Raw genomic sequence first — 21,391 nt, 5'->3', positions numbered from 1 at the left:
GGCGCCTCCCAGGTGACATCGACGGTTTGCCTTCTTGTAGTCAGCTTAACGCCCGACACCGACGCCGGGCCGGTGCGGCATGTGGAAAACGGACTCACCGGACTCAACCACGGTGCCCGGGTCACTCATTCCCGTCCCTCGGCGACGCAGCTCTCCAGCAGCTCGAGCACCGCCGTGACGGTCTGCTCGCGGATGGCGGCCCGGTCGCCGGTCAGGTCCAGCATCCGCACCTCGTCCAGTGGCACCCCGGGCGCGTCGTCCCACGCGACCGCGATGAAGACCCGGCCGACCGGCACGTCGTCCTGTGGATCGGGCCCGGCGACTCCGGTGGTCGCGATGCCATGGGTGGCGCCGAGCAGGCGTCGTACGCCGTGCGCCATCTGTCGGGCGACCTCCGCCTGGACGGCGCCGCCGGAACGCAGCAGCTGTGCGTTGACTCCGAGGACGCTCGCCTTCACATCCGTGGCGTATGACGTGACGCTGCCGCGCACCACCGCGCTCGCGCCCGGCACCGCGGTCAGCGCGGCGCAGACGAGGCCACCGGTGAGTGATTCGGCCACTGCGACCGTGTCCCCGCGGCGTACGAGCGCCCCGATCAGCGCCTCGCCCTGCACCGGCATCAGTCGCCTCGCCGAGCGGCGCGGCGAGCACGACGCAGCCGGGAACGCTCGCTGTTCTTGCGCAACCGGATCGCGCGGAACACGTAGTCGACACCGGTCACGACCGTCACCGCGAGTGCGGCCAGCATCACGCTCCACGCCACGACGTCAAACCAGCCGCTGATCGGCAGCAGGAAGAGTCCGATGGCGATCGCTTGCAGGAAGGTCTTCAGCTTGCCGCCGCGACTGGCGGGCAGCACTCCGTGCCGGATCACCAGCAGGCGCAGCACGGTGATGCCCACCTCGCGGATCAGGATGACCGCGGTGACCCACCACGGCAGGCGTCCGATGATCGACAGGCCGACCAGCGCCATACCCATGAGCGCCTTGTCGGCGATCGGGTCCATCATCTTGCCGAAATCAGTGACCAGATTGCGAGACCGGGCCAGATCGCCGTCGATGCGGTCCGTGATGGACGCGAGCGCGAAGACTCCCACCGCGCCGAGCCGATAACCGGTGTTGTCACCGCCGTGCATCAACAGCAACCAGCCGAACACCGGGACCAGCGCGATCCGGAACATCGTCAGCGCATTGGCGATGTTCCAGTTGCTCACGCCGCTGCTGGGCGCCGAGGCCGGGTCCGGTGGCGGCGGGGCGAGCAGGGGCTCCCCCGCCGCGCGACGCCGCTCGAACTCGGCGCGACGGCGCTCGAACTCCGCCCGGCGCCGCTCGAGTTCCTCACGGGTATAAGCCCTCCCACGCTCGACGCCCTCACGGGCGGTCGGACGGCCTTCTCGGCGCTCAGCGCTCACCGGGTGGCCGCCGTCGGTGTGGCGATCAGGTCGATGCCGAGCGTGCTGGTGACGGTCGCGGTCACGATGTCGCCGATCGCGACGGAGCCCGGCGCGATCGCGAGGATGGTCTCGCCATCCACATCGGGGCCCTGCTGGCCGGCGCGGCCGCGCACCTCACCGTCATCACCGTCCCCGGTGCCGTCGGACTCGATCAGGACCTCGACGGTCTCGCCGATCCGGTCCGTGGCACGCTGCTCGTTCAGTTGCTCGGCCAGCGTCTGGAAGTGCGCGAGCCGATCCGCGACCTCGTGGTCCGGGAGCTTCGCGTCATACGTCTCGGCCTCGGTGCCGTCCTCGTCGGAGTAACCGAAGACGCCGACGACGTCGAGCTCGGCCTCGGTGAGGAACGCCTCGAGCTCGGCCAGGTCCGCATCGGTCTCTCCCGGGAAACCGACGATGACGTTGCTGCGGATCCCGGCGTATGGCGCCCGCCGCCGAACCTCCTGCAGCAACTGCAGGAAGGACTCGCGGTCGCCGAACCGACGCATCTTGCGCAGCAGCGGTCCACTGGCGTGCTGGAACGAGATGTCGAAGTAGGGCACCACGCCCGGTGTCGCGGTCATCACGTCCAGCAGCTCAGGGCGGATCTCGGCGGGCTGCAGGTAGGACACGCGCACACGCGAAATGCCTTCTACGCGGGCGAGTTCGGGCAGCATCGTGTCGAGCAGGCGGAGGTCGCCCAGGTCCTTGCCGTATGACGTGGAGTTCTCCGAGACCAGGAACACCTCGCGCACGTCGTGCTGCCCGAGCCAACGTGCCTCGGCCAGCACGTCGCTGGGGCGGCGCGACACGAACGCGCCACGGAAGGACGGGATCGCGCAGAACGCGCAGCGCCGGTCGCAGCCGGACGCGATCTTCAGGGGCGCCCAGGGCCGACCGTCGAGGCGAGCGCGGATCACCCGTGGCGAGGACGCCGGTGACGCGATCTCGACGTCGTCCGGGCGGCGCAGGTCGCCGTGTCCGGGCGTGGAGACGTTGCTCCCCTGGCGGTCCACGGGGCTGATCGGCAACAACTTGCGGCGGTCGGACGGCGTGTGGGAGGCGGGCGCGTGACCGTCGAGGACCGCGCGCAGGTGGCTGGACATGTCGACATACGAGTCGAATCCGAGCACCGCGTCGGCTTCGGGCAACTGCTCGGCGAGTTGTGCGCCATACCGCTCGGCGAGGCAGCCGACCGCGACGACAGCCTGGGTCCGGCCGTGCTCCTTGAGATCGTTGGCCTCCAGGAGCGCGTCGATCGAGTCCTTCTTGGCCTGCGCCACGAAGCCGCAGGTGTTGACCACAGCGACATCGGCGTCGGCGGCGTCGTCCACGAGGGTCCAGCCCTCGCCGGCGAGCCGGCCCGCCAACTCCTCGGAGTCGACCTCGTTCCGTGCGCAGCCCAAAGTGACCAGAGCAACGCTGCGGGATTCCATGCGACCAACTGTATGGGACGCGGGACGAGGTCAGAGAACCCGTGATCTTTCGGGGTGGCTTCATGATGGGATGGCGAGTATGGCGAACACCGACACCTCCCCCACCCTTGACCGCGTCCGCGCCGTTCTCGCGAAGCATCCGCTGATCGACGGGCACAACGACCTGCCGTGGGAAGCCCGTGATCTGGTGCGCTACGACTTCGACAAGCTGGATCTTGCCGCCGGCACCGCCGATCGCACCCACACCGACATCAAGCGGCTGCGCGAGGGCTGCCTCGGTGGGCAGTTCTGGTCGGTCTACGTGCCGTCCAATCAGCCCGGCAGTGAGGCTGTCACCCAGACGCTCGAGCAGATCGACGCCGTACACCAGATGATCGGCCGCTGGCCCGAGACCTTCGGACTCGCGCGCACGGCCGACGAGGTGGAGTCGGTCTTCACCTCCGGGCGGATCGCGTCGCTGCTGGGCGCCGAGGGCGGACAGTCGATCGACAGTTCGTTGGCGACGCTGCGGATGCTCTACGTGCTGGGCGTGCGTTACATGACCCTGACGCACAACGACAACAACCCGTGGGCCGACTCCGCGACCGACGAGCCGGTGCACGACGGGCTGTCGCGGTTCGGCGTCGAAGTGGTGCGCGAGATGAACCGCATCGGCATGCTCGTCGACCTGTCGCACGTCAGCGCCGACACCATGCGCGCGGCGCTGGCGGTCTCGGAGTCACCGGTGATCTTCAGCCATTCCTCCGCCCGCGCGGTGTGCGACTCCCCACGCAATGCACCCGATGACGTGCTCGAGACGCTGCGCGACAAGAACGGCGTGATCATGTCGACCTTCGTGCCGGCGTTCGTGTCGCCGGCGTGCGCCCAGTGGCGGGTCGATGCGGGCGAGGCCGCGCGGGACGCCGGCGTCGTCCCCACGGACGTCACCTCGTTCCAGAAGTTCTCCGAGCAATGGGCGGACCGGCACCCGATGCCGGTCGCGACCCTCGACGACGTCGTGGCGCACTTCGTGCACATCCGTGAGGTCGCCGGCATCGATCACCTCGGAGTCGGCGGGGACTACGACGGCGTGACGGTGCTGCCGGAAGGCATGGGCGACGTCTCGTCATACCCGAAGGTCTTCGCGGCGCTGGCCGACCTCGGCTGGTCCGACGAGGACCTGGCGAAGGTCGCCGGCGGCAATGTGCTGCGCGTGCTGCGGGATGCCGAAGCCGTCGCGCGGGACCTGCAGCAGACCCGTGGCCCGAGTGTCGCCACCATCGAGGAACTCGACGGCTGATCGCGCCGTCTGCGCATGCCCGTTATGCCAAGAGTGCGCCTGACCGCACGTCCTGCTGGCCCCAACCGGACATCTCCACGCCTGCCCAGTTGGGACCAGCAGCACGTGCGCTCCACCGCACATCCTGCTGGTCCCAGAACAGTGGCCGCCCGAAACAGCATCTCTGCCCGGCAGATCGTGCGACGCGTCTTCCGCACGTTGGGCAGGTCAGCAGCCGGGACCCATTCGCTTTGTGCACGGCCAGCTGGAACTCCGCCTCGCCACGGTTCCCAGGTCGGTATCCGGGAACCGCACGCTTCGAACTGAGACGCGGCAGCGAGGTGCATTGCGCATCTGGACGGTCGCCGGAGTTCAGCGCATCCTCGGACGGCTGGCCTCGGCGCGCAGCACGTCATAGGTATGCCGCACCTGCTGCATGAACTTCTGCGGGAGCAATCGAAGACCGATCACGGGCACCCGCAACACGCGTTCGCCCGCCGTGACGCGATCGTTCTGCCGCAAAGCGTCATCGATCGGGTTGAGCGCGAGCGCATGGTGTCCGCCGTCGATCTCGACGACCAGTCCGACGTCGTCCCACGACACGTCCAGATAGACCCGACTGTCCGGTCCGTCACGCAGAGACTGGTGACTGGGCGGCGGCAGTCCGACCCGGCGCGCCATCCGAGTGAAGTCGAGTTCGCCCAGTGAGTGTGCGCCGTCCGCGACATCGCCGATGACACCATCGAGCAGCTTCCGTCGTGCCGAACGCTGGACGCCGTGCCATGCCAACTGCAACCGCGACGGCGTGGTGAGTCGTTGCTGCAGCGGCATACAGATGACCAGCGCAGCCTGCCGGTCCGTAGCCGCCCACTGTGCGGCGTGAATCGTCGCTATGTCAGGAGCGACCTTCCTGATCCCGGCTCCGACCACCGGCGCCGGCACCCGTGGAAGATGCAGGCGAACGCGCTCAACCGCATGCGTGTGACTCGACTTCGGCACCGTCACGTCGATCACCGAAGCGTGATAACCCGTCATCCCGCTCGCCTCGAGCGCGCTCACTCCATCCAGTCGAGCACCCGACCCGCTCTCCCACACTGCTCGCCACCAGCGCGCTGTTTCGTTCAGCTCCGGCGAGTGAATCGCCACCGTATGGCGGCCGACCTTGAACCACCGCCCGGCGGCAACCTCGTTCCGGACCGCGAACCGATCGATCCCGTGCTCGGCCAGCGCCAGCCGATGCACCACTCCCCCATGCGCGGCGGCGAGTTCACGGGCGATCGCACGCCGATCCGCGCCGTACACCCGCGGCCGACCGACGACGACGTGGACAGTGCTTGCCGCTTCGTTGCTCACCGCACAAGCGTCCGTGCCGCAACACTGGCTCGGGGCGAAAACCGCTGGAGCTGTGGACAACCGGGCCGTTGCCGGGCAGATGTGGATGCGGCTGACTTCGCAGCTACGTTGCGGCGTCCTGCCGATCGTGCGCCGCGTCCTCCGCACCATCTGCGGGCCCCGAGACCCCAAGCACCGGATAACGCACAGTCGCGACCAGCAACAGGTGCGTCCCACCGCACTTCCTGCTGGCCCTAACCGGACATCTCCACGCTCGCCCACTTCGGACCAGCGAAGAGTGCGCCCAACTGCACCTCCTGCAGGGCGCAAAACGATCGTTGCCGGCACATGGCCGTGGTCCTGCACACAGTGCGCTCCACCGCACTCTGCAGGACCTGGTTATGCCCATAACGCCGTGCCGACCGGCCCGTCAAAAACGCGTCAAGGCCCGCAAAAACCGCATCAACGCCGCGGAATCGGTCCACCGACCGGCGAACCCTGACAGATATGACCGAATATCTCGTCGCGGGGGTCGTCGCCTTCGCACTCCTGGCCTACCTCGTGTACGCCCTCGTCCGTCCGGACAAGTTCTGATGAGCGAGCAAGCGAGCGGGCTGCTGACCGTCGCCGTCCTGGTGGCGGCGCTGGCGGCGGTGCACGTGCCGCTGGGCGACTACATCGCACGGGTCTTCAGCAGCGACAAGGACCTCGCGGTCGAGCGGGCGTTCTACCGCCTGAGTGGCGTCAATCCGCAGTCGCAGCAACGCTGGTCGCGATATGCCGTCTCGGTGCTCGCCTTCTCCGGCGTCAGTGTCGTCGCACTCTGGGCGCTCTGCACCTGGCAGGGCCGACTCCCCCTCGATCGTGGCGCCACCATGGACTGGCACACCGCGATCAACACCGCGATCTCCTTCGTCACCAACACCAACTGGCAGAGCTACGCCGGCGAGTCCGGAGCGAGCGCGCTCGTCCAGACGCTCGGTCTGGCGGTGCAGAACTTCGTGTCGGCAGCGGTCGGCATCGCAGTGGCCGTGGCGCTCATCCGTGGCCTGGTAGCGCGCCGCACCGGGCTGCTCGGCAACTTCTGGGTCGACCTCACCCGTGCGACCGTCCGCCTCCTGTTGCCCATCGCGTTCCTCGGAGCCGTGCTGCTGCTGGCCGGTGGCGTCATACAGGATCTGGCGGCGCCGCAGGTCGTCGAGACGATCACCGGCGGCCACCAGACCATCGAGTCAGGTCTGGTGTCGAGTCAGGAGGCGATCAAGTTGCTGGGCACCAACGGCGGCGGCTTCTTCAACGCCAACTCGGCGCACCCGTTCGAGAACCCCAACGGCTTCACCAACCTCGTCGAGATCTTCCTCATCCTCATGATCCCGTTCTCGCTGCCGCGTGCCTACGGCCGGCTGGTCGGCGACAAGCGTCAGGGGTATGCCGTGCTGGGTTTCATGGCCTTCCTCTGGACCTCGATGCTGGTCGTCATCACGTGGGCAGAGCAGGCCGCGGCCGGCTCCCCGACGGGTGCCATGGAGGGCAAGGAAGTCCGCTTCGGCGTGTGGTCGTCGGCGTTGTTCGCCACCTCGACCACCGCCACCTCCACCGGTGCCGTCGACTCGTGGCACGAGTCGTTCAGCCCGATCGGCGGTGGCGGCGCACTGACCAACATGCTTCTCGGCGAAGTGGGTCCCGGAGGCGTCGGCTCCGGCCTGTATGGCGCCCTTGTCGTCGCGATCCTCGCGGTCTTCATCGCCGGACTGATGGTCGGCCGCACACCGGAGATCCTCGGAAAACAGGTGGGGCGCAAGGAGATCACGTATGCCGCGCTCTACTCGATCACCACGCCCGCGCTCGTCCTGCTGGGCACCGGGGCAGCGCTGCTGGTGTCGGGCGCCAAGGGGGCCATCCTCGCGACCGGACCACACGGCCTCACCGAAATCCTCTACGCCTACGCGTCGGCGTCGAACAACAACGGCTCCGCGTTCGGCGGACTGAGTGCCGACCAGCCCTATCTCAACCTGACCCTCGGCGCCTGCATGCTGCTCGGCCGCTTTTTGCCGATCATCGCCGTGCTGGCCCTCGCCGGCTCCTTCGCCGCACAACATCGGCGACCCACCACCGACGGCACGATGCCGACGCACACGCCGCTCTTCGCCGGGCTGATGGTCGGGGTGGCCCTCCTGGTCACCGGCCTCACCTTCCTACCCGTGCTCGCCCTCGGACCCCTCGCGGAGGCTCTGTCATGACCGTGCAACTCGCCTCTCCCACAACGCAATCCATGCCGAAGGAGCCCGCTGGATCCTCCCTCTGGCGGCAATTCGGCCCGGCCCTGCCCGGCGCCGCCGCCAAGCTCGATCCACGCCGGTTGTGGCACCAGCCCGTGCTCTTCGTGGTCTGGGTCAGCGCCGCCCTCACGACCGTGCTGGCAGGTGTGCACCCGTCGTGGTTCGCCTGGCTCGTCGCGATCTGGCTCTGGGCGACCATCCTGTTCGCGAACCTGGCCGAATCCGTCGCCGAGGGCCGCGGTAAGGCGCAGGCCGACAGCCTGCGCAGGACCCGTGCCACGGCCACGGCGCGGCGGCTCACCCCTGCCGGCGAGGAGGAGATCGCGGCAGCCGACCTGCGGCTGGGCGATCACGTGGTGGTCGAGGCCGGTCAGGTGATCCCGGGCGACGGTGATGTCGTGGAAGGCATTGCCACCGTTGATGAATCGGCCATCACCGGCGAGTCCGCCCCAGTGGTTCGCGAGGCGGGCGGCGATCGGTGCGCGGTCACCGGAGGCACCACCGTCCTGTCGGATCGCATCGTCATACAGATCACGGCGAAGCCGGGCGAGACTTTCATCGACCGGATGATCGCCCTGGTCGAAGGTGCCGAACGCCAGAAGACCCCGAACGAGATCGCCCTCGGCATCCTGCTCACCGTCCTGACGATCATCTTCCTGCTCGCGGTCAGCACGATCCCGCCGTTCGCCGGCTGGTCGGGCCAACGACCGAGCGTGCTGGTGCTCGCCGCGCTCCTCGTCTGCCTCATCCCGACGACGATCGGTGCGCTCCTGTCCGCGATCGGCATCGCCGGCATGGACCGGCTGGTGCAACGGAACGTACTCGCCATGTCCGGTCGCGCCGTCGAGGCCGCCGGCGACGTGTCGACCCTGCTGCTGGACAAGACCGGCACCATCACCCTCGGCAACCGCCAGGCCGCCGACGTCGTCGCTGTCGGACGCAACGACGTGAACGCGGTGCATCGTCTCGCTCATCTGTCATCGCTCGCCGACGAGACACCGGAGGGTCGCTCGATCGTCACCTGGACCGCGGAACGCCTTGGTATGACGATGGATACTCCTTCCGACGCGGTGGTCGTTCCGTTCACCGCGCAGACCCGGATGAGCGGCCTCGACCTCGCGGACGGCACACAGTTGCGCAAGGGTGCGGCAGCTTCGGTATGCCGCCTGGTGCGCGATTCGGGCGGGTCCGGCGCGGACGAGGCGTCGGCCGTCGCCGACCGCATCTCCGCCGCCGGCGGCACTCCCCTCGTGGTCGCGGCCGGGGCGACCGGCGCTCCGATCGATGCCGTCGGTGTCATACATCTCAAGGACGTGGTCAAGCCCGGCATGACCGAACGCTTCGCGCAGTTGCGCAACATGGGCATCCGGACCGTGATGATCACCGGCGACAATCCGTTGACTGCCAAGGCGATCGCCGATGAAGCCGGTGTCGACGACTTCTTGGCCGAGGCGACCCCCGAGGACAAGATGCGCCTCATCAAGAGCGAGCAGGAAGGCGGGCGACTGGTCGCCATGACCGGCGACGGCACCAACGACGCCCCGGCGCTGGCGCAGGCGGATGTCGGCGTCGCGATGAACACCGGCACCTCCGCCGCCAAGGAGGCCGGCAACATGGTCGACCTCGACTCGGATCCGACCAAGCTCATCGACATCGTCGCGATCGGCAAGCAACTGCTCATCACCCGAGGGGCGCTCACGACCTTCTCCATCGCCAACGACCTGGCGAAGTACTTCGCGATCATCCCTGCGATGTTCGTCGCGAGCCACCCCGGACTGTCGGCGCTGAACATCATGGGCCTGCACTCGTCGAACTCGGCGATCCTGTCCGCGGTCATCTTCAACGCCCTGATCATCGTGGCGCTCATCCCGTTGTCCCTCAAGGGAGTTCGCTACCGGCCGCTGCGCGCGGACCAACTCCTCGCCCGCAACATCCTGGTCTACGGACTCGGCGGGGTCATCGCCCCGTTCATCGGGATCAAACTCATCGACCTCCTCGTACAACTCCTCCCCGGGATGTGACCTCAGATGGCAACCTCCTCGCTGACCGTCGGCCGCCAGACACTGGCTGCACTGCGCGTCTTCCTCGTCCTGACCGTGCTGCTCGGTGTGCTCTATCCGGCAGCGGTCTGGGGCGTCGGACGCGTCGCCTTCCACGACCAGGCGACCGGATCGCTGATACGCCACGACGGCCGGGTCATCGGCTCCTCGCTCATCGGCCAGCGCTTCACCGGCCCCCAGTGGTTCCACGGCCGCCCGTCGGCCACCGACTACTCCGGTGACGCCAGCGGCGGATCCAACCTCGCCGCGAGCGACGAACGGCAGCGAGCCGCAGTCTCCGCACGCCGGAACGCGCTGTCTCGCTTCGGTGGCACGCCGCCGCCCGACGCGCTCACCATGAGCGCCAGTGGCCTGGATCCGGACATCTCCCCGGCATACGCGCGGTTGCAGGCACGAACCGTGGCCGCGACGCGCGGGCTCCCGGTCGGCACCGTGCAGCGCCTGATCGACGCCGCCACCACCGGCCGCGCCGCAGGATTTCTCGGCGAACCGCGGGTCGACGTCCTGCGGCTCAACCTGTCGCTGCTGCGGCACACCGGTGAGAAGTGACGGCCGATGAGCGCCCACCGCAACGCGCCGGACCCGCCACGGGACAATCGTCGTATGACGCGCGGCCGACTTCGCATCTACCTCGGTGCTGCCCCCGGGGTGGGCAAGACCGTCAAGATGCTGCAGGAGGCACACCGCCGGCGGCAACGCGGCACCGACGTCGTCGTCGGCATCGTCGAGACCCACGATCGCAGCTACACCGCTGAGCAGCTCGAGGGACTGGAAACCGTCCCACCGCAGGAGATCCGGCACGGCGGCACCACACTTCACGAGCTCGACGTCGATGCGGTCCTGCGTCGCCGGCCGGATGTGGTCCTGGTGGACGAGCTCGCACACCGGAGGGTGTCCGGTCCGCATCAGCGTCGCTGGGAGGACCTGGACCGGCTGCTCGAGGCGGGCATCGACGTCCTCTCGACGGTCAACGTGCAACACCTGGAGTCGTTGAACGACGCCGTCTTCCAGATCACCGGCATCCGTCAGCAGGAGACCGTGCCGGACGCCGTCGTCCGGGCGGCCGACCAGATCGAGCTCGTCGACATGGCGCCCGAGGCCCTGCGCCGAAGGCTGGCCCACGGGCATGTCTACCCCGCCGAGCGCGTCGACGCCGCACTGGCGAACTACTTCCGTGCCGGCAACCTGTCGGCGTTGCGCGAGCTCGCGCTGTTGTGGACCGCCGACCGGGTCGACGAGGCGCTCGCCCGTTATCGCGACGACCACGACATCGCGTCCACGTGGCCGGTGCGCGAACGCATCGTCGTCGCCCTCACCGGCGGTCCGGAGCAGGAGACCCTGCTGCGACGAGGCGCGCGCATCACTGCGCGCGGCGCCGGCGGTGAGCTGTATGCCGTGCAGGTCGTGCCCGACACGGGACTGCGCGACGTCCCGCCCGAATCCGCCACAGCCACAAGGCAACTGGTGGCCGAGCTGGGCGGCACGATGCACACGGTGACAGGGTCCGACGTGGGCGAGGCGATCCTGGAGTTCGCCCGCGGCATCAACGCCTCGCAGATCATCATCGGAGCGTCTCGGCGGACCCGCCTACAACGGATCTTCGGCCGCGGCGTCGGGGACACCGTTGTCGACGGGTCCGGCGACATCGACGTGCTCATGGTGACGCACGACCTCGCGCACAGCGGCAAACGACCTGCGATCAGCTGGGGAGGTGTCGGACGACAACGCGAGATCGCCGGCTGGTTGCTCGCCACCGTCGGCCTCGCACTGCTCACCACCCTGCTCAACGCGACCGGGCACTGGCACGCGCTGCCCCTCGTCGTGCTGATCTACCTAGCGTTCACCGTCGTGACCGCCATCGTCGGCGGCATCTGGTCCGGCCTGGCGGCGGCGGTGCTGGCCAGTTTGGTGCTCAACTGGTTCTTCGCTCCCCCGACCGGTGCATTGACGATCAACCAACCGCAGAACGTCGCCGCGCTGGTGCTCTTTCTCGTGGTCGCCGCATCCGTCGCCTCCGTGGTGCATCTCGCCGCGCGCCGCACGGCGCAATCCGTTGCAGCGGAATATGATTCGCGAGTCCTTGCGGAGCTGACGCACTCGCTGCTCGCGGTCAAGGACCCCTTGCCCGAGTTGCTGGAGCAGGCTCGTGACATCTTCTCGACGGCGGGCGCGGCGATCGTCCGGACGACCCGTACCGGCGTACCCGGGCAGGTCGTCGTCGTCAGCGGTGACGTCCCCCTAACCGATCTCGATGCCCGGCTCAGCAGGGCACCGATCGACGACGAGCACCAACTGGTGCTGCAGGGCGACGTGGTCGATGCCGGTCGGCAACGGCTGATGGAGGCCTACGCAAGCGTCGCGGCCGCGATCCTCCATCGCAACGAACTCGCCCGACAGGCCGCCGCAGCGGCCGGGCTCGCGAAGGACAACCGATCGCGGGCCGCGCTGCTCGCGGCGGTCTCGCACGACCTGCGCACTCCCCTGTCGGCGATCAAGGCCGGCGTGTCCAGCCTGCGCAGCACCGACATACAGCTGTCACCCGCCGATCAGCGCGAACTGCTCGAAACTGTTGAAGGTGCGACAGATCGACTCGACGGGTTGATCGAGAATCTGCTCGACATGTCCCGGATCCAATCCGGCAACATCACCGCACGCACCGACGACATACTCGTCGCCGACCTGTTCGCGGTCACCAGGCACTCGCTGAGCACACCTGAACGAGTGCGCACCTGGCTGCCCGACCCGAGCCTCAGTTGCCTGGCCGACCCTGGCCTCGCCGAACGCGTGCTGGCCAACCTGTTGGAGAACTCGCTGCGCTATTCGCCGGGCCGCCAGGAGGTCGTGCTCACCGGCGAACGACTGGGTGAATGGGTCGAGCTGCGTGTCGTCGACCGTGGTCCCGGCGTGCCCCAGTCGGAACGCACCGGCATCTTCGCGCCCTTCCAGCGGTATGGCGACAGTCCTCGCGGCAACGGCGTCGGCCTGGGGCTGGCGGTCTCCAAGGGCCTCACCGAGGCGATGGACGGCACACTGGACGCCGAGGACACCCCGGCCGGCGGTCTGACGATGTGTGTGCGACTGCCCGTCACGGCCGACACCGACAGCACCCGAGGAGCGACCCGATGATCAAGGTGCTGGTGGTCGACGACGAACCCGCCCTGGTGCGCACGCTCAGCATCAACCTGCGCGCCCGCGACTACAGCGTGCAGCATGCTTTCGACGGGCGCACCGCGCTGCAGAGCATCGCCGAGGATGCCCCCGACGTGGTCGTCCTCGACCTCGGCCTGCCCGACCTCGACGGCGTTGAGGTGATCCGGCGGGTCCGTCGCACCAGCGACCTGCCGATCATCGTGCTGTCGGCACGGCACGACTCGGATGACAAGGTCGAGGCACTCGACGAGGGAGCGGACGACTATGTCACCAAACCGTTCGGCATGGACGAGTTGCTCGCGCGCGTACGCGCCGCCATACGCCGCCGAACCGTCGCGACCCCGCGCGCACAGCCGGTCCGCACCGCCGACTTCTCCCTCGACTTCGCCGACCGCGTCGCGCAGCGCGACGGCGCGCCCATCAAACTGACGCCGACCGAGTGGCATGTGTTGGAAACCTTGGCGATCCAGCCCGGGCATCTGGTCAGCCAGGCCGATCTCCTGCGGGAGGTGTGGGGCCCGGGCTACGAGAAGGACACGCACTACCTGCGGGTGTATGTCGCGGGCCTGCGCCGCAAGCTCGAGCCGGAACCCGCCCGGCCGCGCTATCTGCTCACCGACCCGGGCCAGGGGTACCGCCTCAGCGTGTGACCGGCTAGTGCCGTTAGTCAGAAATAGAGCAGGTACGGATGTGGGCAAAGTTGCCGGTCAGGCGCGAAGCGACTGTCAGGCAACTCTGCCCGCGCCGCCCTTGCGACGCATGGCGTGCACGATCAGCAGCACCAACGCGGCGATCCAACCGAACAGCACACCCCACAACACTCCGTTGCTGATGTCGTTCTGCCACATACCGGTGGGATAGGAACCCTGCCGCGCGATCACGCCGACGACCGGCTCGGCGATGGCACCGGCGAGCACCGTCGCCATCCACGCGGCGAGGAAGAGCGCGAAACCGCCGTTGCCTGCCCGGGTCGACATCGCCGAGGCCATCATCAGCAGCAACGTCACCACCAGCACGATCAGCGCTCCGACCACGAAGGCCGTGGTCAGGTCGCCCCCGCGGCCGGACGGCCAGGGCAGCATGTTCATGCGATAGGTCACGAAGCCGGGCACCTTCCGGCTGTCGATGCTCGAGTGCTCCTTCAGGATCTGGTAGGCGCCGAACGAGGTGGCCACGGCGAGCAGGGTCGCGACCACCGCTGCGATGATCGCTGCCGGGAAGCCACCGGAACCTCGATCCGTCGGGACCATCGGCGCGCCATACGACTGGGCCTGCGGGGGCGGCCGGTAACCGCCACCGGCCGGTGGATAGGCACCCGCCTGTTGCGGCGGACGACCCGGGTCCTGTGGACCGGGCGCCGGGCGCGCGCCCTGCGCAAAGGGACCGGCCGAGGGAGCACCACCTGCCGGTGCGTCGAAGACAGCGGTGTCGTCGCGCCCACCCCGACGGGGCTCCGGGCCGGCGGAGCCACCCTGGTCCGGGGACGAGTAACGGTCCCCGTCCCGGCGGATCTCCTGTGTGCGGTCGTTCTCGTCGTCGGTCATCGTTCGCCTTCCGCGTGTTCGGCGTCGTTCGGCTTCAGCTGGAAACGGGCCAGGGTCAAACCCATCAGGTGGGCCGCCACCGGCGCAACATGGTCGACGCCCCCGGGACTGCTGTCACTCCCGCCGGTCGGTGAGTTGCCACGCGTCCTCGCTGTCGCCGGTGTCGCCGTCCGCCGCGGCGTCATACGGCTGCTCCGCCGCAGGCGGGTCGTCGCCACGCAACAGCGCAAGCGTCGTCGGCAGGTCGTCGGGCTTGACCAGCACGTCGCGCGCCTTCGAGCCTTCGGACGGGCCGACGATGCCGCGGCTCTCCATCAGGTCCATCAGCCGGCCCGCCTTGGCGAAGCCGACTCGCAGCTTGCGCTGCAGCATCGACGTGGACCCGAACTGGCTGTTGACAACGAGCTCGGCGGCCTGCAACAGCAGATCGAGGTCGTCGCCGATGTCCTCGTCGATGTCCTTCTTCGGAGCCGTGACAGCCACGTCGTCGCGGTAGTTGGGCTTCAGCTGCCCCTTGACGTGGGCGACGACCTCCTGCACCTCGGTCTCGGTGACCCAGGCGCCCTGCACACGCATCGGCTTGGAAGCACCCATCGGCAGGAACAGCGCGTCCCCCTGGCCGATCAGCTTCTCGGCACCGGGCTGGTCGAGCACGACCCGGGAGTCGGCCAGCGACGAGGTCGCGAACGCCAGCCGGCTGGGCACGTTGGCCTTGATCAGACCGGTGACGACGTCCACCGAGGGTCGCTGCGTGGCCAGCACCAGGTGGATGCCGGCGGCTCGGGCGAGCTGGGTGATGCGCACGATCGATTCCTCGACGTCGCGCGGCGCGACCATCATCAGGTCGGCGAGCTCGTCGACGATCACCAGCAGGTAGGGGTAGGTCTGCATGACCCGCTCCGAACCCGGAGGCGGTGTCACCTTGCCGGCGCGCACCGCTTTGTTGAAGTCGTCGACGTGCTTGAAGCCGAAGGCGGCCAGGTCGTCATACCGGGTGTCCATCTCACGGACGACCCACTGCAAGGCCTCCGCGGCCTTCTTCGGGTTGGTGATGATCGGCGTGATCAGGTGCGGAATGCCTTCGTAGCCGGTCAGTTCGACGCGCTTGGGGTCGACCAGCACCATCCGCACCTCATCCGGTGTGGACCGCATCATGATCGAGGTGATCATCGAGTTGACGAAGGACGACTTGCCGGCGCCGGTCGCACCGGCCACCAGCAGGTGCGGCATCTTGGCCAGGTTGGCGACGACGTAACCGCCCTCGACGTCCTTGCCGACGCCCATCACCATCGGATGCTCGTTGCCACGCGCCGCACCGCTGCGCAGCACGTCGCCCAGGCTGACCTTCTCGCGGTCGGTGTTGGGGATCTCGATACCGATCGCCGACTTGCCCGGGATCGGCGACAGGATGCGCACATCGGCCGACGCGACGGCATACGCGATGTTCTTGGACAGTGCGGTGACCCGCTCGACCTTGGTGCCCTGGCCGAGCTCCACCTCGTAGCGCGTGACCGTCGGGCCACGGCTGAATCCGGTCACCTGGGCGTCGACGCCGAAGGAGTTCATGGTGTCGGTGAGTGCTTCGACGACCCGGTCGTTGGCGGCCGACCGCGCCTTCGGCGGCGTGCCCGGCTTCAGCAACTCGTTGCCCGGCAGTGTGTAGGTGACGTCGCCCGCCAGCTGGAGTTGCTCGACCCGCTGCGGCAGCGGTGTGGTCGGCGGCGCCTGCAGGCCCGGCGCGACGGCGATCGACTCCGGTGGCGTGCCGGTCGTGCCGGGCAGCGGCATCGCGGACGTGTCGCCCGGTGTGCCGCGGCTCTTCGTGGCGTTCGCCGACGAGTCGCCCGCGCCGTCCGCGTTGACGTCGTAGACCTTTCCGTCGCTCGGACCGTCCTTGCTCGGGTCTTTCTCACCGGGGCGCAAGACGCGTCCGCCCTTGGTCCGACGCGGCACGACCGTCGCCGCCTGCTCGAAGGGCTCGTCGCCGTCCAGGGCCGGATCGTTGCTGTCGTCCTTGGTGGCCTTGCGGCGGCGCTTGCGCTTGCCACCGTCGATCTGGTCGCCGTGCAGGTCCTGCGCGACGGCGTCGACGGTGTCGTCGTCCTCGTCATACGACCCGCCGTGCTCGAAGAGCCGGACACGCAGCATCGCCAGGCGCTCGGGGATCATCGTCACTGGCGTCGCGGTCATCACCAACACGCTGAAGAAGCCCAGGATCAGCAGCAGAGCCATCGCACCGATGGTGTGCACCGCAGCGACCAACGGGCTGCTGGCCAGGAAGCCGATGATGCCGCCGGCACCGCGCAGCGCGTCGGTGTCGCTCGGCTGGGGTATGTCCTTGGCGATGCTCGTGACGCCGCAGACCGCGATCGCGAAGAGCGCGAGCCCGACCATCACCCGGTTGGTCCCCTGGTCGCCGCGCGGCGAGCGCATCAGGTGCACCCCGATCAGGACGAGCACCAGCGGGAGCACGAGAGCGCCGAGACCGAACGTGCCGGCGACGATCGCGTGTATGACGTCACCCGCCGTCCCGGTCAGCCCCCACCATTCACGGGCGGCGATGACGACTGCTGCGGCGATCAGTGCGAAGCCGAGACCGTCGCGACGCAACTCCGGCTCGAGGTCCCGGGCGGAGTGCCCGACCCGGCGGGCGGCACCACCCGCGACGTGCGCGACACCCATCCAGGTGCCGCGAGCGGCACGCAGCGGGAACGGCAGCCCGCCACCGGCCGGCTTGCCGCCGGCCCGCGCCTTCGCACCCGTCGCCTTTTTGGCGGGCGGGCGGGTCGAGGTGCGCCCGGACGCGGGACGGGAGCGCGAACCGGTCGCCTTCGTCCCGGTCTTGCTCCGGGACGCGCGCGCGGTCGTTGTCGACGTAGACGGACGGGTAGCCACGAAAACACCGTACGCGAGAGTCACTCCAGCCCCAGGTGAAACACGCCGCCGGCGCCGCGACACGCCGGTCGGCGACGTTCCAGAAAGCGGACGGTGCTGGCCCACGGCTGCGAGGTTCCGTTACGCTTGCGGGCAGGTCATGAGTCTCAGCGACAAGCCCCGGCTTGCTGAGCGGCAACCCTCCACCGCGGTGGGGTGCTCCGGGTGACGACCGGGCCGTCGCGACAACGCGTCGGCAAGCGCGGATCGGCTCAGCACGTGCCCTCGTCGATCCCTGATCGGCCAAGGAGCGCCAGTTGAGCACCATCAGCATCGACACTCAGATCGACTCCCCGCAGGACAACACACGCACCCGGCGGCGCATCGTGCCCACAGTCGCAGGCAGCCACCGTCGCACCACAACGGACGGCCTGCCGACCACGGTCTCCGCGGACCTCGGCGTGCCGACCGTGCACCGCACGGTCACCGACTACGCGAACTTCGACCACGGCGCGACCACCCCGGCGCTGACCGCCGTCGCGGAGGCGGCCGAGCGCGCCCAGCGTCGCTACGGTTCCGTGCATCGTGGTGCGGGCTACGCCAGCCGCGTCACCACCGGCTGGTTCGAGGCCGCGCGGGACGAGGTCGCGAATTTCGTCGGTGCGCGCCCCGACGACGAGGTCATCTTCACCCGCAACACCACGGACGCGCTGCGGCTGCTGGCGCATTGTCTGCCGGAAGGCACCCAGGTCTTCGCCTGGGAGTCGGCGCACCACGCCGCCCTCCTCCCCTGGCGCGACGCCGGCACCACCCGGCTCCCGGTGCCGAACAGCGCACAACACGCCATCGAGTTGCTGCGCAGCGCTCTCGCGCAGTCCCCCGCAGGCGACCGGCTGGTCGTCATCACCGGTGCATGCAACGTCACCGGCGAGATCTGGCCGGTGGCCGAGCTCGTCGCCGTGGCGAAGGAGTTCGGGGCACGAACGGTCCTGGACGGCGCTCAGTACGCGCCGCACGTGGCGATCGACCTCGCAGCACTCGACGTCGACTGGATCGCGTTCTCCGGACACAAGCTCTATGCCCCGTATGGCGCAGGAGTGCTCGCCGGACGCAGCGACTGGCTGGATGCTGCCGGTCCCTACCTGCCGGCGGGTGGCGCCACAGCCCGGGTCTCGCACGACGGCACCCGGTGGCAGACCGGCCCGGCGCGCCACGAGGGCGGCACACCGAACGCGGTGGGCGCGATCGCGATCGCTGCGGCCTGCGCCACGCTGCGGGCGTACCGCGCGAGCATCGGTGCGCACGAGTCACACCTCTACTCGAGGTTGAGGTCCGGCCTGGCCGCGATCGACGGCGTACGGGTCGTCGAGGTCCTCGGCGACCGGCCGAACGTCGGTGTCGTCACGTTCACGGTCGATGGCTATGACCCGTCGCTGGTCTCGCAGGTACTCGCCGACGAGGACGCCATCGCCGTCCGGGACGGTCGCTTCTGCGCGCACCTGCTGTGCGACGCGGCGGTCGGGGTCGGCGCGTCCGCGGTACGTGCGAGCCTCGGCCTGGCGACCACGGGCGAGCACGTCGACCGTCTCGTCGCCGCCGTACGACGGCTCGTCGAGCACGGCCCGGCGCTGTCCTACGTGCACACCGACGAGGGCTGGTCCGCCCCCGCCGATCCGCGGGACCTCAGCGAACCACTCCCCTGGTGACTGCTGGCTTCCATTTCCTGCTTCCAACTTCTCGCTTTCAAATCCTGGCTCCGCGTCCTCGCTCCGCGCTACTCGGCCCGCTGCATCCGCAGCCGCGCCCAGTAGCCGAGGTGATCGGTGCCCGCGATGGGCACCGTCCCGTCGGCGACCACGGCGAACCCGCGGCTCAACACGTGGTCCAGCTGCACGAACGGTGGCAACCAGGTGCCGTGCGGCCAGGTGCGCTGCCAGCCGGACCCGGTCGCCCGGCTGCTGTCGGTCAGTCCGTCGGCGAGTTTCCGGTAGCCGGGCATCGCCGATGACGCGTTGAAGTCGCCGGCCAGCACCAGTCGCTGATCGTCAGGAAGTCGATCGCGCCAGGCAGTCAGCGACCGCAGCGCGGACCGCCAGTCGCCGACGATGTCCGGCAACGGCGCCGGCGTGTGCACGGCACGCAGCCGATAGTCGCCCTGCGCAGTCACCACCTGTATGTCGGGACTGCCGGCGAACCGGCCGGCCGAGTGCTCCGCCACGAGCCGGACCCGATGAGTGCTGCGCACCAGTGTCCCCGTGAGGCCCGGTCCCGCGCTGCCCGCCTGGTGCGGCAGCAGGTCGTCCAGTCCGTGCCGGCGCAGCGCCCGCAACTCGCTCGGTGTGCACTCCTCGAGCACCAGCGTGTCGACCCGGCGCTCGCGGGCGGCCGCGACGACCCGTGCCGGGTCGGCGTGTCCGTACTCGAGGTTGATCGTCATCACGACCTCGTCGTGCGGCCCGGCCGCCACGGTGTCACTGTGCAGCGACGTCATACCGAGCACGAGGGGTGGGACGGCCACGAGCAGCGCGCAGAGTCCCAGCACGCGATAGCGCAGCGCCGCGACCAGCACGAACATAGCCACCGCCGCCATACCGATGACGGGGAAGAACGCCTGCACGATAGGCACCTGCCAGGTCGCGTCCAGCCACCGCACCGCCACGCCCAGACCGATCAATACCTGCAGCACGACGAGCACCCACCAGGTCGCAGTCCTCGCCTCGATCCGCCGGCGGAGGCGTCTGTCTGAACGGTCTTGTGGCACAGGCGCATTCTCACCTACGCCGCCGGTGCGACGACCACGCGATCGGCGTGACTGGTGTGACGCAAGCAACACGATTTCGTGTGACCCTCGCGACACTTCCAAAAAAAGTCACGAAATGGTCACGTTCGACTTGGAAATCGCGTCCGGACCACGTACCTTCGACGTTCGGTGGTTGAAATTTCGTCCCCCTGGCGAAGAACCTTCCATCAACGAAAACGCGCAACCCAGCACGTTTTCGCCTGCCTGTGGACCGCTGCGCACAACCTCGTTGGGCGGCCACCAAGATCCGGGATGGTCCCGGAGGCACAACGAGGATGGGGAACCCATTTCGGTCGCGACAGCGGCCTTGGGGTGAGAGCAGGCCAAAAACGGCTTGCCGGGCACCTGACAGCCCGACCCGACAGCTAACCCCGTATGCGCACGTCAGGAGAGGAATCAATGGACCTCAGCAAGAACACTCAGACCAAGACCCGCATCGTCGGCATCGGGGTTGCCGCCGCTGCAGCTCTGGCCGCTGCCGGCGTCGCCACCGCTGGTGACGCACACGCCGCGTCGGTTTCCACCTGGGACCGCGTCGCCGCCTGCGAGAGCGGTGGCAACTGGGCGATCAACACCGGTAACGGTTTCTACGGTGGCCTGCAGTTCACCCACTCGACCTGGATCGCTTACGGCGGTGGCGCTTACGCCTCGAACGCCAACCTGGCGAGCAAGTCGGCCCAGATCTCGGTCGCCGAGAAGGTGCTCGCTTCGCAGGGCCCCGGCGCTTGGCCGGTCTGCTCGGTGCGTGCGGGTCTGACCCGCGGTGGCGGTTCGCCGAACGTGAACCCGGCCCCGGCCCCCAAGCCGGCCCCGCAGAAGACCTACCAGGCTCCGAAGAAGACCTACACCGCGCCGAAGGTGTCGCGTTCCAACGAGCGCGCGCAGGCGCCCAAGCAGACCTACACCGCTCCGAAGAAGACCTACACGGCGCCCAAGAAGGTCTACACCGCGCCGAAGGTCGCCCTCTCGGGCAAGACCGTCACCGTCAAGTCCGGTGACACCCTGAGCGAGCTCGCCCAGACCTACCAGGTCAAGGGCGGCTGGCAGGCGCTGTTCGCGGCCAACAAGGGCACCGTGAACAACGCCAACCTGATCTTCGTCGGCCAGCACCTGAACCTGCCGGCCTGATCTGATCGTCCGTCAGCAGCCTCACGGCGCTGACAACCCCGGAAGCCCCGGTCCACCATCTGGTGGGCCGGGGCTTCCGTCATACCCGCCGAGATATG

At 68.8% G+C, this 21,391-nt stretch carries 16 protein-coding genes and 2 riboswitches; of the genes, 9 read left to right on the top strand and 7 right to left on the bottom strand.

The window, feature by feature from the left end; all coding sequences use genetic code 11:
- Positions 1-125: 125 nt before the first annotated feature.
- Genes IEX71_RS01925 through rimO form a run of 3 tightly spaced genes read right to left on the bottom strand, consistent with a single transcriptional unit; the run spans position 126 to position 2,868 of the window.
- Positions 126-620 carry a CinA family protein gene (locus IEX71_RS01925; protein ID WP_188835264.1) on the bottom strand — a complete coding sequence of 165 codons (495 nt, stop codon included), beginning with the start codon at positions 618-620 and terminating at the stop codon, positions 126-128.
- Complete coding sequence (gene pgsA / locus IEX71_RS01920; protein ID WP_308420947.1) at positions 620-1,411, bottom strand: CDP-diacylglycerol--glycerol-3-phosphate 3-phosphatidyltransferase; 792 nt, start codon at positions 1,409-1,411, stop codon at positions 620-622. Before pgsA ends, IEX71_RS01925 begins: the two co-directional genes overlap by 1 nt.
- On the bottom strand, positions 1,408-2,868 hold the full coding sequence (gene rimO / locus IEX71_RS01915; protein WP_188835263.1) for a 30S ribosomal protein S12 methylthiotransferase RimO: 1,461 nt from the start codon (positions 2,866-2,868) through the stop codon (positions 1,408-1,410). The genes pgsA and rimO overlap by 4 nt, the downstream gene beginning before the upstream one ends.
- Positions 2,869-2,947: 79 nt before the next feature.
- On the opposite strand from rimO, the gene IEX71_RS01910 reads away from it, so the two are divergent.
- Positions 2,948-4,147 (top strand): dipeptidase, encoded by a 1,200-nt coding sequence (locus IEX71_RS01910; protein ID WP_188835262.1) that lies wholly within the window; start codon positions 2,948-2,950, stop codon positions 4,145-4,147.
- Positions 4,148-4,498: 351 nt separating this feature from the next.
- On the opposite strand, the gene IEX71_RS01905 is transcribed toward IEX71_RS01910, so the two are convergent.
- A complete protein-coding gene (locus tag IEX71_RS01905) occupies positions 4,499-5,479 on the bottom strand; it encodes a PDDEXK family nuclease (protein WP_229749380.1) in 981 nt (326 codons plus the stop codon).
- Positions 5,480-5,965: 486 nt separating this feature from the next.
- Here IEX71_RS01905 and kdpF point away from each other — a divergent pair, with 486 nt between their 5' ends.
- The 6 genes from kdpF to IEX71_RS01875 are packed head-to-tail and all read left to right on the top strand — an operon-like array spanning position 5,966 to position 13,597.
- Complete coding sequence (kdpF, locus tag IEX71_RS22790) at positions 5,966-6,052, top strand: K(+)-transporting ATPase subunit F (protein WP_188835836.1); 87 nt, start codon at positions 5,966-5,968, stop codon at positions 6,050-6,052.
- Positions 6,052-7,698: a potassium-transporting ATPase subunit KdpA gene (gene kdpA / locus IEX71_RS01895; RefSeq protein WP_188835261.1), complete on the top strand. Its 1,647-nt coding sequence runs from the start codon at positions 6,052-6,054 to the stop codon at positions 7,696-7,698. Before kdpF ends, kdpA begins: the two co-directional genes overlap by 1 nt.
- The gene (gene kdpB / locus IEX71_RS01890; RefSeq protein ID WP_188835260.1) at positions 7,695-9,758 is read left to right on the top strand and encodes a potassium-transporting ATPase subunit KdpB; all 2,064 of its coding nucleotides are present in this window, start codon (positions 7,695-7,697) and stop codon (positions 9,756-9,758) included. The genes kdpA and kdpB overlap by 4 nt, the downstream gene beginning before the upstream one ends.
- Positions 9,759-9,764: 6 nt before the next feature.
- Positions 9,765-10,346: a potassium-transporting ATPase subunit KdpC gene (gene kdpC / locus IEX71_RS01885; RefSeq protein WP_188835259.1), complete on the top strand. Its 582-nt coding sequence runs from the start codon at positions 9,765-9,767 to the stop codon at positions 10,344-10,346.
- A 54-nt stretch (positions 10,347-10,400) separates the two neighbouring features.
- Positions 10,401-12,923 carry an ATP-binding protein gene (locus tag IEX71_RS01880; RefSeq protein WP_188835258.1) on the top strand — a complete coding sequence of 841 codons (2,523 nt, stop codon included), beginning with the start codon at positions 10,401-10,403 and terminating at the stop codon, positions 12,921-12,923.
- Positions 12,920-13,597 carry a response regulator transcription factor gene (locus IEX71_RS01875; protein ID WP_188835257.1) on the top strand — a complete coding sequence of 226 codons (678 nt, stop codon included), beginning with the start codon at positions 12,920-12,922 and terminating at the stop codon, positions 13,595-13,597. The genes IEX71_RS01880 and IEX71_RS01875 overlap by 4 nt, the downstream gene beginning before the upstream one ends.
- 75 nt (positions 13,598-13,672) lie before the next feature.
- Here IEX71_RS01875 and IEX71_RS01870 read toward each other — a convergent pair whose 3' ends face one another.
- Both IEX71_RS01870 and IEX71_RS01865 read right to left on the bottom strand, forming a co-directional pair.
- The gene (locus tag IEX71_RS01870) at positions 13,673-14,491 is read right to left on the bottom strand and encodes a hypothetical protein (RefSeq protein WP_188835256.1); all 819 of its coding nucleotides are present in this window, start codon (positions 14,489-14,491) and stop codon (positions 13,673-13,675) included.
- Positions 14,492-14,605: 114 nt separating this feature from the next.
- Complete coding sequence (locus IEX71_RS01865) at positions 14,606-17,386, bottom strand: FtsK/SpoIIIE family DNA translocase (RefSeq protein WP_444542662.1); 2,781 nt, start codon at positions 17,384-17,386, stop codon at positions 14,606-14,608.
- 135 nt (positions 17,387-17,521) lie between these two features.
- A riboswitch (SAM riboswitch) is annotated at positions 17,522-17,634 on the top strand.
- 48 nt (positions 17,635-17,682) lie between these two features.
- Here IEX71_RS01865 and IEX71_RS01860 point away from each other — a divergent pair.
- Positions 17,683-19,071, top strand: coding sequence for an aminotransferase class V-fold PLP-dependent enzyme (locus tag IEX71_RS01860; RefSeq protein ID WP_229749379.1), 1,389 nt, complete (start codon positions 17,683-17,685; stop codon positions 19,069-19,071).
- 68 nt (positions 19,072-19,139) lie between these two features.
- Here IEX71_RS01860 and IEX71_RS01855 read toward each other — a convergent pair whose 3' ends face one another.
- Positions 19,140-20,051 carry an endonuclease/exonuclease/phosphatase family protein gene (locus tag IEX71_RS01855; protein WP_188835255.1) on the bottom strand — a complete coding sequence of 304 codons (912 nt, stop codon included), beginning with the start codon at positions 20,049-20,051 and terminating at the stop codon, positions 19,140-19,142.
- Positions 20,052-20,418: 367 nt separating this feature from the next.
- A riboswitch (cyclic di-AMP (ydaO/yuaA leader) is annotated at positions 20,419-20,560 on the top strand.
- 4 nt (positions 20,561-20,564) lie between these two features.
- Between IEX71_RS01855 and IEX71_RS01850 the strand changes: the two genes are divergently transcribed.
- Positions 20,565-21,293: a LysM peptidoglycan-binding domain-containing protein gene (locus tag IEX71_RS01850; protein WP_188835254.1), complete on the top strand. Its 729-nt coding sequence runs from the start codon at positions 20,565-20,567 to the stop codon at positions 21,291-21,293.
- Positions 21,294-21,391 lie beyond the last annotated feature (98 nt).

This window comes from Flexivirga endophytica (genome assembly GCF_014640635.1).
GTDB lineage: Bacteria > Actinomycetota > Actinomycetes > Actinomycetales > Dermatophilaceae > Flexivirga > Flexivirga endophytica.
The sequence above is the reverse complement of the archived record's forward strand: the minus strand, read 5'-3'. Positions and strand labels throughout refer to the sequence as shown.

Coding starts and splice junctions, on each gene's coding strand:
- IEX71_RS01925 (WP_188835264.1), bottom strand. CDS start 620: ATGCCGGTGCAGGGCGAGGCGCTGATCGGGGCGCTCGTACGCCGCGGG.
- rimO (WP_188835263.1), bottom strand. CDS start 2,868: ATGGAATCCCGCAGCGTTGCTCTGGTCACTTTGGGCTGCGCACGGAAC.
- IEX71_RS01910 (WP_188835262.1), top strand. CDS start 2,948: ATGGCGAACACCGACACCTCCCCCACCCTTGACCGCGTCCGCGCCGTT.
- kdpF (WP_188835836.1), top strand. CDS start 5,966: ATGACCGAATATCTCGTCGCGGGGGTCGTCGCCTTCGCACTCCTGGCC.
- kdpA (WP_188835261.1), top strand. CDS start 6,052: ATGAGCGAGCAAGCGAGCGGGCTGCTGACCGTCGCCGTCCTGGTGGCG.
- kdpB (WP_188835260.1), top strand. CDS start 7,695: ATGACCGTGCAACTCGCCTCTCCCACAACGCAATCCATGCCGAAGGAG.
- kdpC (WP_188835259.1), top strand. CDS start 9,765: ATGGCAACCTCCTCGCTGACCGTCGGCCGCCAGACACTGGCTGCACTG.
- IEX71_RS01880 (WP_188835258.1), top strand. CDS start 10,401: ATGACGCGCGGCCGACTTCGCATCTACCTCGGTGCTGCCCCCGGGGTG.
- IEX71_RS01875 (WP_188835257.1), top strand. CDS start 12,920: ATGATCAAGGTGCTGGTGGTCGACGACGAACCCGCCCTGGTGCGCACG.
- IEX71_RS01870 (WP_188835256.1), bottom strand. CDS start 14,491: ATGACCGACGACGAGAACGACCGCACACAGGAGATCCGCCGGGACGGG.
- IEX71_RS01850 (WP_188835254.1), top strand. CDS start 20,565: ATGGACCTCAGCAAGAACACTCAGACCAAGACCCGCATCGTCGGCATC.